The following is a 12,744-nucleotide window of genomic DNA, read 5'->3' as shown; positions in this document are numbered from 1 at the left end:
CCTAAAGCTATAATTAATACAAGTATTTTAGTCTTAAGTCATAAAGTCTTAAGTCGATTATGTCTAATTTAAATCCAAAACCTTATAATTTCTTGACGTAATCGGTAATTATAACAATTTGAGTGGCACCTACTTTACCTTCAATATATTTATCGTTATCACGGTCTAAACGAATGTTTCTAACCGCTGTGCCTTGTTTGGCAACCATACTAGAGCCTTTTACTTTAAGGTCTTTTATTAAAACCACCGAATCTCCAGCTTCTAAAACCACACCGTTTACATCTCTGTGAATTATTTTATCGGCCTCATCGATACCTTCGCCCGTAGCTTTTGCAAATTCTAGAACATCATCTTCTAAATACATCATATCCAGCAAATCTTGTGGCCAACCTTCTGCTTTTAATCGGCTTAGCATTCTCCAAGCCACCACTTTTACAGCTTGGTGCTCGCTCCACATACTATCGTTTAAACAACGCCAGTGGTTGGCATCTGTAGTTTCTGGATTATTAATTTGAGCGATACAGGTGGTACAAGCCAGTAAACTGCCATCGACACCAGCAGTAGATGTTGGTGGCACTTCGTATATCTCTAAATTTTCGGTAGCTGTGCATAATTCGCAAGCATTATTACTTCGTTCTTGTAGTGTTTGTAATAAACTCATGGTATTTTACTTTTTGCAATAATACAGCTTAAAAGCACATTAGGCAAATGTGCTACTTTAAGGTGTCTTGAAGTTTTTTAGGTAATGTTTTAACAACGCAATCGTAAGAATGATCGATAAGCTTTAAAATGAGTTTGTTTTCTAATTCGCCTTCATCGAGATATAGCGAGTTCCAATGTTTTTTATTCATATGAAACCCTGGTCGAATGCTACTGTATGCAGCTCTTAACTCTTGGGAGTATTCTGGGTTGGCTTTTAAATTAATAGTGGCTTCGCGGTTTTCCCAACTGTCTAAAGTGGTGATGACAAAAATTTTTCCTAACACTTTAAATGCCAAGGCGTTTTCATCAAAAGGAAAGCCTTCTGTGACGCCTTTTTTTGAAATGCAATAGTCTCGAAGCTGTTCTATGTTCATAAAAACACGTTTAATGCTAATTTATAAGTATTTAAAATTACATTAATGTCCGATAAAAGACATAAGACCGCTTCGCTTTTAGACATTAGAACCTAGACTAGATTCTAACTAACTGATTGGCAGAAGTGAGTTAATTAATAAAACATCTCATCGAACTCTTTATAAATGTTTTATATAAACATGATATCATTTTAAAAGACGCGTCAAGTTCTTTGTTTTAATTTAAAGAGATTAACGATTCTAAACCGTTTTTAGTTGGACATTAATTATAAAATTACTAAATAAAATTATCATCTTAAAGTCACTTTCCAATTTAATTTACAATTAGGGTTTAGTAGCATTTTTCTTTTATGCCTCTTTAATAAAAATTAATACTGAGGTGATTTTCTAAAGAAATAAGTAGCACCCTCAGGAATAGAAGACACAACAGTATGTCTGTGTTTTTTATATCTCGATCGGTCTTCTTCGGGAGCATCGGGGAATGTATAAGTCCCGATAACTTCGGTTTATACTAAATTCCAACCTGGTTTAAAAATTAGATTGTAAGTCTCATTGGTTTCTACAATTAATGGCGTGCCCGTATTACTTAAATCGCCTTTAAAATCTTCATTAGCTTTTAATGTGCAGGCTTCTTCTGCATAAACCCAAGACAACAAATAGCCTTCATCACCATAATATAAATCGCCTGGTGTTAATAGGTTTCGGGTAACTTTTACAGAATTGCCAATGGTTAAAGTCCCAATTTTAACACCATTTTGATACACTAACAAATAAGAATTAAGCTTAAAGCCTGTATCCTCATTAGTTAATTGATAGGACTCTGGATCATGTATATCAAAAAGCCTATTGCTATGCTTAAAGTCTTTTAAAGGCTTTAATATTGGAACTTTGTTTTTAGGATTCAATTCAATAGTCCCATCTGCTTTAATACCACCAACCTTTACGTATTGGACTTCATCCTTTCTTAGGTCATAACCATAATCGAAAACTAAATAGGCAACGCCATTATTCCATCCTTTAAGTTTTGTATCGTTATTACTGGACAATGTATTGGTCCAGTATTTATCGTATTTGGCTTTAACATTAGGGATGGTTTTCTGTTTTGTTTTAGTATTTGATTTTTGTTTTTTTTTCATAACCTCATCTTGCTGCATTACCGCTTTCATTTCTGGGCTATTTAAAATACTGTCTCGCATCCTTTCGGCTTTTTCTATCATTTTTTGCTGTTCTGGCGTTTGAGCAAAAACGACCTGAACTGATAAAAGCATTACAATTATTAAGATCTTTTTCATGTGTTTATATTTATTGTTTTTCATCGGGCAAATGCGACATCCATTTAAGCATTTCTTGAATATCAAGTTTTAGTCTTGGATACTTCATATCAATTAGATTTTATTTTCCAGTGGATAAATTTTGAAAGTAATCTATAATCTCTGTTATTAAAGCAGGGTTGCTATACGTTATAAACCCCAACAAAAAAAGCAAAGCAAGTAGCACTAAAACACCAACTAAGCCATCTTTTCTACCAGGTTCTAATGTTGATATTTTATGGTTTGAAGGCTTATAGAAAACACTCACTTCCTTGCCCTGAGTGTAGTTGTGCATTAATAATGAAGCCTTCCTTTTTGAAAAATGCTTAAAAGAATTGGCAAAAAATGGTTTTTGTCCTTTATAGCTTATGCCCTTGACGTTATAGGTATATAAAAAATCTATGGTTTTAGAAAGTGGAAAATCGAGGCCTTTTACCACCAGGCCTTTTGCTCTTGGCCAATGCACCGATTGTTTTGCCCACCAAAATAATCGCAATTTAAAAACTAAAATAGGCAATACCACCAATTGTAAAATAATACTGGCTATTTGAGATTGACTTAGTGTTGCGAAAAATTCCATAGTTGTACCGCTTATTTGTTAAAATCTTTAAAAGTCTTTAAATTTTCAACCCCAAAATGGTTCCATAGCGCATCAACATCCATCTCTTTACCTTCCAGCGTTACATAAAAGCGATTATCGTAAAGAAACCGAAGTTCAGCTTCATAATCTGCTCCAACAGATGTATCACGATCAGTTCCAAAGGTTAAAATGCCACTACGCTCTTTTTTTGAATAGCGAATGGTATTGTTATTCTCTGATGTTATGTTGTTGATTTCTAACATTTTTAATGGAATGATTGCTCCCATAGCATTGGCACCAGCGGCATCTAAAATCTCCAATCTAATAGTGCCATTTCCAAAACTTCCTTTAACCGTGTTACTTGAGGTAATTCTGCCCTCATCAGAATCAAGACTTAAGCGCCCTAATTTTTTTGGAAAAGCCTCAACTAATTGCTCGTTTGTTAGTAGGGTTTTTGTTGCCAAATCCTTCATTAAAACATTATATTTCGCATTGATGTCCTCGTTTTTTCCCGTTACTTCGTTCATTAAGCCCTCTATAATCTTGGTTTCTTTAGATTCTTTACAAGCCAAAACAAGCAAAACAACCAGTGTTAGTTTTAGTAAATTTTTCATAATGATTAATTTTAAAAATTGTTTATTTTATGCGCTCTGCTATAATTAATTTTGCCAAGGCTATTGTTTTTTCTTTATCTGAAACCTCATCATTTGAAATATCTACTTGAAGGGTAAAAGAAACCCCATTATAATATACCTGTAAATAGCTCTTTTTCGAATTCCAGTAAGCCCTGTCTCCCACATCTGTTATTTTTAACAATTCGGGATGTTCTTCTGGCTCAATAAATTCTAAAAAGGATGCCAGATCTGCCTCGGTGTCAACCCATTTTATTTGGACAAGATCAGAACGTGGGTAGGTCTTTCTTTTACGATTTGAAGCCGATTTCTCTTTTATTTCCTCTCTTCCATTTTCCCAATTATATCTCAAAATTTCTCCTGTCATCCTCTTTAATGCATGAGTTTTTCTTGCTTTTGAAGGCTCAAAACCAGTAATCCTTGATGCCAATTCTAAGGTTAATAAATCGTTATAATCGCCACTAAACACCTCTTGATTGTCTGAATCTGAAACAACGCCTTTCACGTTATCATGCTTTGCGACAGCATTTGTGGATTGCCCATTGCCTTTACATGAAAAAAGCAATAGGGCGAACACAGATATATATAATAATTTTCTCATGGTTTTTGTGTTATTTATAGCAGTTTATTTTAATTATTACTCGATAGTAAATTGCATAGTGGCTGGACTAATACTCCCTTTTACTTTTTGCCCTTTTGATGGAACAAATTGTAAAATGATTTCATACTTACCGGGAATACTAACTGGAAGTCCTTTTTCTGCATGTTTCTGCCATGCTGGGATAGCGTCGAAAGCTTCGATAGGCACAAACATATCGCCTGGTATCCAAGGCCAGCCGCCACGCGAAGTTTCCGAAATAATTTTACCATTGTGTTTTACAGTGGTTTTCATATCAAAAAGTACGATACCTTCAGGCCCGAGATCGTTTGACTTAAAGTTAAAATTGATGCTATAAACACCATCTTTAAAAGCTTTAAATAATGCTACAGGTGTGTTTTGTTTAATGGTCTTACCGTTTGTAAATCCTTTAATAGCCAACCTGCCTTCAACCGATTGTGAAAAGGAAAATGAAGCTGTGAATAGAAAGGCCATTAATACGAATGTGATTTTTGCTGTTTTCATGGTTATTTTGTTTTATGTTATGAATTGTTTTTAAATTGTTTTATTTTTTAGTGACGAAAACGTTGTTAGCATGCGCCTTATAGTTGCCATCGGTAAGTGGTGATCTCACACCATTTACCCAAAGCATTGCAACGTCTTTTTTACCAAGCCTTTCATAACCTGTTAAATAGGTATCGTTATCTGAAATAAAAAGCGATTGAGCAGAGACAAAACTTTTTCCGTCGGTTATTGGTGTAAAAACACCGTTTTTCCATAGTTTTACTACAAAACCATCATTTACGACTACATGTAAATTATTACCAGAGACACAAATTGATGACACATTGGCTTGACTGGAACCATCTGATAACTTTATTTTTTCGCCATTCTTCCATAAAGTGGCTACCTTTATTTTTCCTTGAAATTCGTAACCTCCAACATATACATCATTTCCTAATACAGAAATAGCGGAGGCCGATGCAATATTTGTTCCATCGGTTAATGGAGTAGCTGCACCATTTTTCCAAACAGTTGCCATATAATTTGTTCCATTGTGTACCACTCCAGCAACATAAACATTACTACCTGATATATGTATTGAATTCGCAATCGATTTATAGGGACCATCTGATAGAAGCGTTTTCACACCGTTTTTCCAAAGCGTTGCAATATTTTTTGTTCCATCGCTTTCACGTCCCACTGCATATACATTATTACTAGAAACTTGTAAAGCAAATATTTGTGCATTAGTCTCTCCGTTTGATAGTTCTGTTTTTACACCATTTTTCCAAATTGTTGCAACATTATTTGTTCCATTGCTTTCAAATCCGCCTACATAGACATCATTTCCAGAAACATATACACCGAGGGCGTATGCATCATTATCGCCATTTGTTAAGGCTGTGGCCGATCCATTTTTCCATATTTTGGCAATATTTTTATCCCCATCAGATTCGTATCCAACGGCATATACAGCGGTTTCAGATTCTACTTTATCGATTATTTCAGCATCATTATTTTTACTACAAGCAAAAATGACCATAATAAGTAGTAAAAGGACACTGGGTTTTAGTATGGTTTTCATAGTTATAAGTTTTTATATTAAGTGTTTTAAAATCTCTAAAAAGGTTCTGCGTTTTTCTTCCAAAAGAAACCTGATATTTTTACAGTTTTCCCATTAACGTCGTAAACCTCAGCATTCATAACTTCTCCTATAATATCATAACTATCGGTTTCAAGTATTTTTATCTTTCCAACAGCATTTTTAGATTCATCAAAACCAGTACCCTTAATCCACAGTTCTGGTCGTAATGGTATATCTGCCGAGTTTTGAAGATATAGTCTAGACCCATCCAGTTTTAGTTCTACACCAATGATTTCATCTTTTTTGGTGCCTTTGGGCATATTGATTCGTATTCCAAATGATATATCTGAATTACCACCTCGTACTTGCTTCCAATAATTACCCCCTAATAGCGTTCCCTTCCCCCAACCTATAATATTATCTCCTTTTATATATTCTATTTTACCATCAGGATAGGTCAATTTTAAATTATTGCCTTGAAGTGAGGTCGGTTCAAAAGCGGTCTTCTGAATAGTTGGTTCATCGTCCTTATCGCATGCTACGGTACTTAGCAATAGAATTGCCATTGCGCCTACTTTTAGTGTAGTTATTAGTTGTTTTAAAAGCTGTTTCATCTTTTTCTTTTTTTTAAGGTTTTCAATGTCGATGTGCGATTATCACTGCATCAGGCTTTTTTTTAGAAATTCGGAGTATATTGTTATAAATAAACCGAATCTAGAATCTGTCAGTTAATAAATGATGACATGGTAAGGGTTTGTGCACTTGGCATGGTTATATGCTGTTCTTCATAGTAATAATGTATGTTCGCACCATTTTCAACTAAAGATTCCAGTCTTTTTTTACTATCAAAAGTGATGGTAAGCCTACCTTCATAAATAAAAACTGTTTTTTCTGTACCAATGCCACCACTAATTTTTTTCGCCTTAGGTTCTTTTTCTAGCATAGAAATATTGATTTCTGCGGCAAAAGCGGGTATTTTATGCATTACCGATCCTTTGTTCATCTTTAGCCCGGTAATATCCATTTTTATGGGAACAAGCTGTGCCATAGCACCAAACATTTGAGCTAACTTGGTTTTCATCCAGCCTTTACCTGGGACGTTTACATATACATAGCCTTCGGCGTCTGAATACATCGTCTGGCCTTCTGACGGGTGAGTCATTTTAAGGCCGTAGTTATCGGCATCAAAAAACATATTAATCGTCCCTCCTGGTGCTTTCATGACAATGCGCATATCAGAGCTTCCTGTACTTACATTAATCATTTGGTAACCGTAATTTTCTTCATTAAAATGAAAAAAAGCCTCTAGTTTTACCTTGCTATTTTTTTTAAGATCTTTTTTTAGATTTACACTTTTAAAAGTAACACGCGTTATTTTTTCGTTTTTACCAGTTTTTACTTCTATATTATCGTAGGGATCGGCATCAGGAACAAATGCAACATGATCCAGCACCGTATTACCATCTACTTTTAAGGAAAAACTCATGCTTTTCTCTTCCATTTCTTGTGCGGTGTAACCTAAAAACTCTAAGGTAAAACTCGCCTCTTCTGGCTGGTCATCTTCCAGAATACCTTCAAAAGGATAAACCGTGTCTTCTTGTAGTTCTTTTTTAGTTTTTTCGTCTATAAAACTTATGGGTTCTATGATGTGCATGGCATGGCCTTTGGTTGCCATTTTTAAGTAATTAAAAACCTCAACAGAATCACCTCTTTTTTTTTCGCTTTTATAGAGTGGTATGTTTTTTTTTAGGTTATCGGGCATATTTTCGAAGGCCGTTGGGGCGGTTTCTCCATACTGCAACATTCTATCGAACATATTATCAAAAGCTTTAAAAGCATCTTTAACAGCAATGGTGTTTTGCCAATAAAAAAGTTGTCCGTTTTTTAGAATACCACTAAATGTGCGACCTAAGTCGCCTTCTTGTCCTAGCTGACAAGCACTAAAAATAAAAAGCTTATTATTTAATTCGGAATAAGCATTAGAAAAGAATTTAGGTATAAAAAACATTTCCGCTTCTCCAAATGCAATTCCTCTAACGTTTTTACTTTTTAACAAATCGAATAATTGTTGGCGCTCATTTTTTCTAAATTTTATACCTGATGATATATAGGAATGGCAATTACTTGTAGATTCTATGGCATCTCCCTTCATATTACATGTTTTTGATCCATGCGAACTTAAATACACCATATCATAATCATTAAATGATAAATAATCATCAATAGTAATGTTTTGAGAAGCTTCTGTTTTATTTGATTTGTAATTAATATTACCTTTATAATTTCTATGATTTTTAAGTTTTGAATAAGGAACTTTAGCATCGTCATTTTCAAATTGCCATTCATAAGGTGCTAGTATCAATGCTTTTTTATGTTGCCTGTTTTCGCCACGTTGTGCACCAACGACGTTAGCCGAGTTTTCTTCGGCAATTACTGTATTCAACAAGAGTTTAGGAGGAATTGCTGTGTTAGTCGCTCCTCCTTTGGTTAACGAAGAAAATTCTTTTAGTTTTATTAACATCACAGGGCCATTTTTAAGCCTAAACCTTAATAATTCGTCTCCTACACCAATTTCCTGTAAGTCTGGAATTCGCCGTAGCTCTTTTACCAATTCATCTACCGGCTTTAATTGGATGGTATCCAAAATGGCAAAACCTTTATAGATAACAGAATCTGGCATTTTTGAGAAATCCTCTAAAATACCGTTCACAAAGCCATCTTTTTCTTTTGTGCTATTGTTGCACGAAAACAAAAAAACCGACAGTAATATTAAGAATAGGAAACGCATAATTTTATAAATTAATAAGTGTTCATGTTTGGCTTTGCCGATGAGGTTCTTTTACCCTTCACATACACTCTTTTTTCGTGTCTAACGGGTTTTACCGATGGAAGTGACTTATTGTAATTTAAATAGCCCTTAAAATCATTATCGGTTGGAGAGCCAAATTTTAACTCGAAATACCCATATCTTCCATTATGATTAAAACTTCCTTTAAACACCTTAGGTTTAGAAGTACTACTGTAGCCTTCTACATCAAAAATGTCTATAAAGTCTCCACCGCCTTTAATAAAGAATCTTCCTTCAATTCTGATTGCGTTCTTACTGTTTTTATATTTAGTGCCTGTATCCCATACTTTAAGTCTCCCAAAAGTATCTGTCTCCCAAGTCCCAGTCCATGTTGGCTTAACCGCAGTGAGGAGATTATTCGATACAATTACGGGCATAACTGTTCCCCATATTTTTTCGCCGTTCCAGTTTTCTGAACGCCATCTTGCATCAGTTTCCGATTTATGATACCCATCGAATTTTGCTTTATCGTTAGACAGTATAAATTTGAATGTCCCTTTTTTTCCAAGACTGCTTTTATCATATTTTGCTACCATACGAGAGTAATAGCCTATGAGTGCACCATCTTGTACTCTTATTTGTGTTAATTGTCCCTTTGGAAAAAAACCAGAATATTTATCTCCATTTTTTCTTATGGTTACTTTACCAAATTTGGTATTCCACGCTCCAGTCCAATAATCGGTCTGGGCGTATATTGTAAAAGACGTTAACAGCAGAATAACGTATGTGACTAAAATTTTAATTGCTTTTTTCATGATTTTATATATTTTGTTATGCTTTATGATACTAGATTATTAACGCTCTTGAACAATAATTTTGCCTCCTAAATTCCCTGGATCTACAAACACTCCAGTTGAAGTATCATGGTTCATTCTGGCACTAATAGTAATAGTATGTGTGCCAATGGGCAGATAAGAAAAAACACTATCTAAAATCACAAATTCTGTGGTATTGCTCGTTTGTATCCAATACACAGATGATGCATTGCCCCTACCTCCATTTACAAACAATTCGAATTTAATGGCAGCAGGAGTTTTACTAAAAGTGCCAGACTTGATATTCGCCCTAAATTTTATGTCTATTTGCGTATTTTCATCTATTTTAGTAAACGTTTTTGTGCCAATGTTTAAATCGGTATTTGTTGTTGAAACATCTACACGACCAACGTTCATATCTGTAATAGTTATTGGGTTGTAATAAGTGGGAACTCCATCTTTACCATCTTTACCATCTATGCCATCTATACCATCTTTACCGTCTTTGCCATCTATGCCGTCTTCTGGAGAACAGGACATTGTTAAAGAAATTAAAGCAAATACTGCTAAAAAATATTTTGCTGAATTTTTAATTGATTTTTTCATGATTTTTAGTTTAAGTTAATTTTTAGTTACAAAAATAGATTTGGCAATTGCGGTCAATGCACCATCGGTTAGAAGGGTTTCCGTATCATTTTTCCAAATTTTGGCTATACTTTTGTCTTCATTTGTGTTAAAATGGTACCCCGAGGCGTAAACATCATCATCTAAAACAAAAATCGAAAAAACTCCAGCGTTTATTATCCCGTCTGTTAAATGGATGGCTTCGCCATTTTTCCAAACAACGGCCGCACCTTCACCACTACTTTCATAGCCTGCTACATAAACATCTTTACCAACAACATGTACCGCGTTAGCAACAGCATTATGGTTGACTTTAGACAAAGAAGTGGGTTCTCCGTTTTTCCACAAAACGGCATTAAACTTAAGCTCTACTTGCTCGTAACCAGTCACATACACATCGCCTTGAGAAACAAAAACCGAATTAGCACTAGCGTTATTCTTTCCATCTGTTAACGGTATTGCCACGCCATTTCTCCAGACTTGTGCAGTATATTCTATGCCATCATACACCCTCCCAGCTACATATACATCATTTTCATAAACATAAATAGAGAAGGCAATGCCATCGTATGCTTGGGCAGACAGACTTGTGGCTACCCCATTTTTCCAAACTTTTGCTACGCCATAACCATTTGCTTTATATTCTACGCCTGCTGCATAGACATCATTCCCTGAAACAAATACAGAATACACTTGTGCCGAATGGGATCCGTCTGTTAACACGGTAGGAACACCATCTATCCAAATTTTTGCTACATTGTTAGTACCATTAAATTCGTAGCCACCCACGTAAACATTATCTCCAGAAACAAAAACAGAATGGGCTTGTGCATCTTTTGTGCCATCTGTTAAATCTGTAAATTGTCCGTTTTTCCATAACTTGGCCACGTTATTGGTGCCATTATTTTTAAACCCTGCCACATACACATCGATTGTTGGCTCTGGTACAATGGCTTGTGTTGTATCGTCATCTTTACTACAAGAAAAACTGATATTTACTAGTAGTATTAGCGAAAGGAGTTTTAGTATTGTTTTCATTTTTTAAATATTTTTAAACCAGATTTTAAATTTTTCCCCTAAAAAAGGGACTTCTTTTTCTTTTCCGTTAATGGCATTCATTAAACCTATTACCCACATATAAAGGAGCACAAACATGCCAAGTATGTTTATAATCCATCCCAAAATGGGAATCATGCCAATAAACAGTAATGCCAATCCTGTAACGGCCAAGCCTAAAGATTGCCTAATGTGATAAGACGCAAAAGCATCTTTCTTATCGTTGTTCATAATAAATGCGATGATAAGGCCTATGAACGTGATATAGGATATTAGGGCTATTTTCTTACCTTCATCAGAAATTGTCATTTTATTTTCTGTGGTTTCCATTTTTCTTGGTTTTAAATTTTAATGAATTCTACCCGTCTATTATTAGCTCTTCCTTTCACGGTTGTATTATCGTCTATAGCATCCGTTTCGCCTTTACCCATAAACTGTAACCTGCCTTCATTTATGCCAAATTCATCTACAAGAATTTGTTTTACAGCTTCTGCCCGTCTTTCGGATAGTGTCTGGTTATAATCTGCTTCCCCTTGATTATCGGTATGCCCAACTATTTGAAGATTTATACCGTCGTTATCGCGCAGCATATTGGCGATGTCTAATAAAATACCGTAAGATTCTTTTTTTACGGTTGCTGCAGCGGTATCAAAATAGATTCCTGTGGTACTAAATTTTCCGTTTTTAAGTAATAGTGAGCGCAAGTCTTCGGTAGATTCTGCAATTTTAAAATTGGTAATACCCACAAAGTGTCCTTTTTCAGGCAATACATCCCTTGCTTCTATAATAAAATACCTGCCAATATTTGCTTGTATCAAATTTGGGGAATCGACCAGTTTTTCCTCGTTTACCCACATTCTTAGCCTTTTTTTGTTTACAGCCAACGAAATATGAACCGTATTGTTCAGATAGTCGGGTATATTCCGATTTATTGTACTACCAACCCTTGTGTCAAGTTCCCCTCCAAAATTTGAAACCTTCCTAACATTAAAACCGTTATGCGAAAGTAAAATCTCTACTTCAGCCAAAGTACCCCCACGACCTCCAACGTATGCCTTTCTAGTCATGAATAGAAAATTAAGTTTACTAAATGATTTTGGTTCACCATAGCCGTTATTCGTTAAATCGAATTCTATGGTATAGTTTTCAGGAAGTGTATTTTCCATAGTAGGCAAGTAACCAGAACGTCTAACAAGTGAAAGCCATTTGTTTTGAGAGTTACTTATTGTTACCACTTCTCCAGAGCCCCCAGTTTCCCAATTGGCAGGAAAATCGCCTATGGCATCTTTTGCAAAATCGTCGTAAAACAAGAGCTTGTTTCCTGGTATAAAGGTAAACTTGCTATATACCCCAAAATTATTTTGCCCGTTTTCTTCATTTAGATTATAATTGTCTTCACTTGTTTCATCATCCTGATTACCTTTTTGTTTAGAAGATTTATTTCTTTTCTTTTTGTCTTTACTTCCTATGTTAGGATTTAAAATAGAATCCATAGCTTTTTCAGTTTCGTCGTTAACCTTTTGCTCTGTTTTTCTAATTACAGCTTCTTCAGCAGCTCTTTCTACGGATTTCTTTAACTTTTTAAAAATTTGAGCTTCCATATTTACACTACAAAGCATTAGAAGCAGAGCCATTATTTTTACAACATTCTTCATCGCATTAAAATTTTAATTATTA

General features: G+C 34.9%; 15 protein-coding genes. All 15 read right to left on the bottom strand.

The genetic code is table 11. The features are described from left to right. Positions 1-82 precede the first annotated feature (82 nt). The 15 genes from FEZ18_RS08235 to FEZ18_RS08165 all read right to left on the bottom strand — a co-directional run bounded on the left by FEZ18_RS08235 (position 83) and on the right by FEZ18_RS08165 (position 12,722). Positions 83-661: a PhnA domain-containing protein gene (locus FEZ18_RS08235; protein ID WP_153267887.1), complete on the bottom strand. Its 579-nt coding sequence runs from the start codon at positions 659-661 to the stop codon at positions 83-85. 52 nt (positions 662-713) lie between these two features. Continuing rightward, the gene (locus tag FEZ18_RS08230) at positions 714-1,076 is read right to left on the bottom strand and encodes an MmcQ/YjbR family DNA-binding protein (protein WP_153267886.1); all 363 of its coding nucleotides are present in this window, start codon (positions 1,074-1,076) and stop codon (positions 714-716) included. Between the two features lie 506 nt (positions 1,077-1,582). Then, complete coding sequence (locus FEZ18_RS08225; protein ID WP_153267885.1) at positions 1,583-2,368, bottom strand: hypothetical protein; 786 nt, start codon at positions 2,366-2,368, stop codon at positions 1,583-1,585. 100 nt (positions 2,369-2,468) lie between these two features. Next, positions 2,469-2,966: a DUF3592 domain-containing protein gene (locus FEZ18_RS08220; RefSeq protein WP_153267884.1), complete on the bottom strand. Its 498-nt coding sequence runs from the start codon at positions 2,964-2,966 to the stop codon at positions 2,469-2,471. An 11-nt stretch (positions 2,967-2,977) separates the two neighbouring features. Then, positions 2,978-3,580 carry a hypothetical protein gene (locus FEZ18_RS08215; RefSeq protein WP_153267883.1) on the bottom strand — a complete coding sequence of 201 codons (603 nt, stop codon included), beginning with the start codon at positions 3,578-3,580 and terminating at the stop codon, positions 2,978-2,980. A 22-nt stretch (positions 3,581-3,602) separates the two neighbouring features. Further along, positions 3,603-4,199: a hypothetical protein gene (locus FEZ18_RS08210; protein ID WP_153267882.1), complete on the bottom strand. Its 597-nt coding sequence runs from the start codon at positions 4,197-4,199 to the stop codon at positions 3,603-3,605. Positions 4,200-4,235: 36 nt separating this feature from the next. After that, entirely contained in the window at positions 4,236-4,721 is a 486-nt protein-coding gene (locus tag FEZ18_RS08205) for a hypothetical protein (protein ID WP_153267881.1), read from the bottom strand. Between the two features lie 40 nt (positions 4,722-4,761). Further along, positions 4,762-5,784, bottom strand: coding sequence for a hypothetical protein (locus tag FEZ18_RS08200; protein ID WP_153267880.1), 1,023 nt, complete (start codon positions 5,782-5,784; stop codon positions 4,762-4,764). Positions 5,785-5,819: 35 nt separating this feature from the next. Then, positions 5,820-6,398 (bottom strand): hypothetical protein, encoded by a 579-nt coding sequence (locus FEZ18_RS08195; RefSeq protein ID WP_153267879.1) that lies wholly within the window; start codon positions 6,396-6,398, stop codon positions 5,820-5,822. A gap of 110 nt (positions 6,399-6,508) precedes the next feature. Further along, positions 6,509-8,572: a hypothetical protein gene (locus FEZ18_RS08190; RefSeq protein ID WP_153267878.1), complete on the bottom strand. Its 2,064-nt coding sequence runs from the start codon at positions 8,570-8,572 to the stop codon at positions 6,509-6,511. 11 nt (positions 8,573-8,583) lie between these two features. Then, entirely contained in the window at positions 8,584-9,387 is an 804-nt protein-coding gene (locus FEZ18_RS08185; protein WP_153267877.1) for a hypothetical protein, read from the bottom strand. Between the two features lie 39 nt (positions 9,388-9,426). Continuing rightward, entirely contained in the window at positions 9,427-9,993 is a 567-nt protein-coding gene (locus tag FEZ18_RS08180; RefSeq protein WP_153267876.1) for a hypothetical protein, read from the bottom strand. Positions 9,994-10,008: 15 nt separating this feature from the next. Then, a complete protein-coding gene (locus FEZ18_RS08175) occupies positions 10,009-11,049 on the bottom strand; it encodes a hypothetical protein (protein WP_153267875.1) in 1,041 nt (346 codons plus the stop codon). 3 nt (positions 11,050-11,052) lie between these two features. Beyond that, positions 11,053-11,397 carry a DUF4870 domain-containing protein gene (locus FEZ18_RS08170; RefSeq protein ID WP_153267874.1) on the bottom strand — a complete coding sequence of 115 codons (345 nt, stop codon included), beginning with the start codon at positions 11,395-11,397 and terminating at the stop codon, positions 11,053-11,055. Positions 11,398-11,408: 11 nt separating this feature from the next. After that, positions 11,409-12,722, bottom strand: a complete 1,314-nt coding sequence (locus tag FEZ18_RS08165) for an OmpA family protein (RefSeq protein WP_153267873.1) — start codon at positions 12,720-12,722, stop codon at positions 11,409-11,411. Positions 12,723-12,744: the final 22 nt, after the last annotated feature.

Origin of the sequence: Oceanihabitans sp. IOP_32 (assembly GCF_009498295.1) — a bacterium.
GTDB classification, from domain to species: Bacteria; Bacteroidota; Bacteroidia; order Flavobacteriales; family Flavobacteriaceae; genus Wocania; species Wocania indica.
The sequence above is the reverse complement of the archived record's forward strand: the minus strand, read 5'-3'. Positions and strand labels throughout refer to the sequence as shown.

Excerpts from the sequence above, each read along its gene's own strand:
- FEZ18_RS08235 (WP_153267887.1), bottom strand. The coding sequence starts at position 661 with ATGAGTTTATTACAAACACTACAAGAACGAAGTAATAATGCTTGCGAA.
- FEZ18_RS08230 (WP_153267886.1), bottom strand. The coding sequence starts at position 1,076 with ATGAACATAGAACAGCTTCGAGACTATTGCATTTCAAAAAAAGGCGTC.
- FEZ18_RS08225 (WP_153267885.1), bottom strand. The coding sequence starts at position 2,368 with ATGAAAAAGATCTTAATAATTGTAATGCTTTTATCAGTTCAGGTCGTT.
- FEZ18_RS08220 (WP_153267884.1), bottom strand. The coding sequence starts at position 2,966 with ATGGAATTTTTCGCAACACTAAGTCAATCTCAAATAGCCAGTATTATT.
- FEZ18_RS08215 (WP_153267883.1), bottom strand. The coding sequence starts at position 3,580 with ATGAAAAATTTACTAAAACTAACACTGGTTGTTTTGCTTGTTTTGGCT.
- FEZ18_RS08210 (WP_153267882.1), bottom strand. The coding sequence starts at position 4,199 with ATGAGAAAATTATTATATATATCTGTGTTCGCCCTATTGCTTTTTTCA.
- FEZ18_RS08205 (WP_153267881.1), bottom strand. The coding sequence starts at position 4,721 with ATGAAAACAGCAAAAATCACATTCGTATTAATGGCCTTTCTATTCACA.
- FEZ18_RS08200 (WP_153267880.1), bottom strand. The coding sequence starts at position 5,784 with ATGAAAACCATACTAAAACCCAGTGTCCTTTTACTACTTATTATGGTC.
- FEZ18_RS08195 (WP_153267879.1), bottom strand. The coding sequence starts at position 6,398 with ATGAAACAGCTTTTAAAACAACTAATAACTACACTAAAAGTAGGCGCA.
- FEZ18_RS08190 (WP_153267878.1), bottom strand. The coding sequence starts at position 8,572 with ATGCGTTTCCTATTCTTAATATTACTGTCGGTTTTTTTGTTTTCGTGC.
- FEZ18_RS08185 (WP_153267877.1), bottom strand. The coding sequence starts at position 9,387 with ATGAAAAAAGCAATTAAAATTTTAGTCACATACGTTATTCTGCTGTTA.
- FEZ18_RS08180 (WP_153267876.1), bottom strand. The coding sequence starts at position 9,993 with ATGAAAAAATCAATTAAAAATTCAGCAAAATATTTTTTAGCAGTATTT.
- FEZ18_RS08175 (WP_153267875.1), bottom strand. The coding sequence starts at position 11,049 with ATGAAAACAATACTAAAACTCCTTTCGCTAATACTACTAGTAAATATC.
- FEZ18_RS08170 (WP_153267874.1), bottom strand. The coding sequence starts at position 11,397 with ATGGAAACCACAGAAAATAAAATGACAATTTCTGATGAAGGTAAGAAA.
- FEZ18_RS08165 (WP_153267873.1), bottom strand. The coding sequence starts at position 12,722 with ATGAAGAATGTTGTAAAAATAATGGCTCTGCTTCTAATGCTTTGTAGT.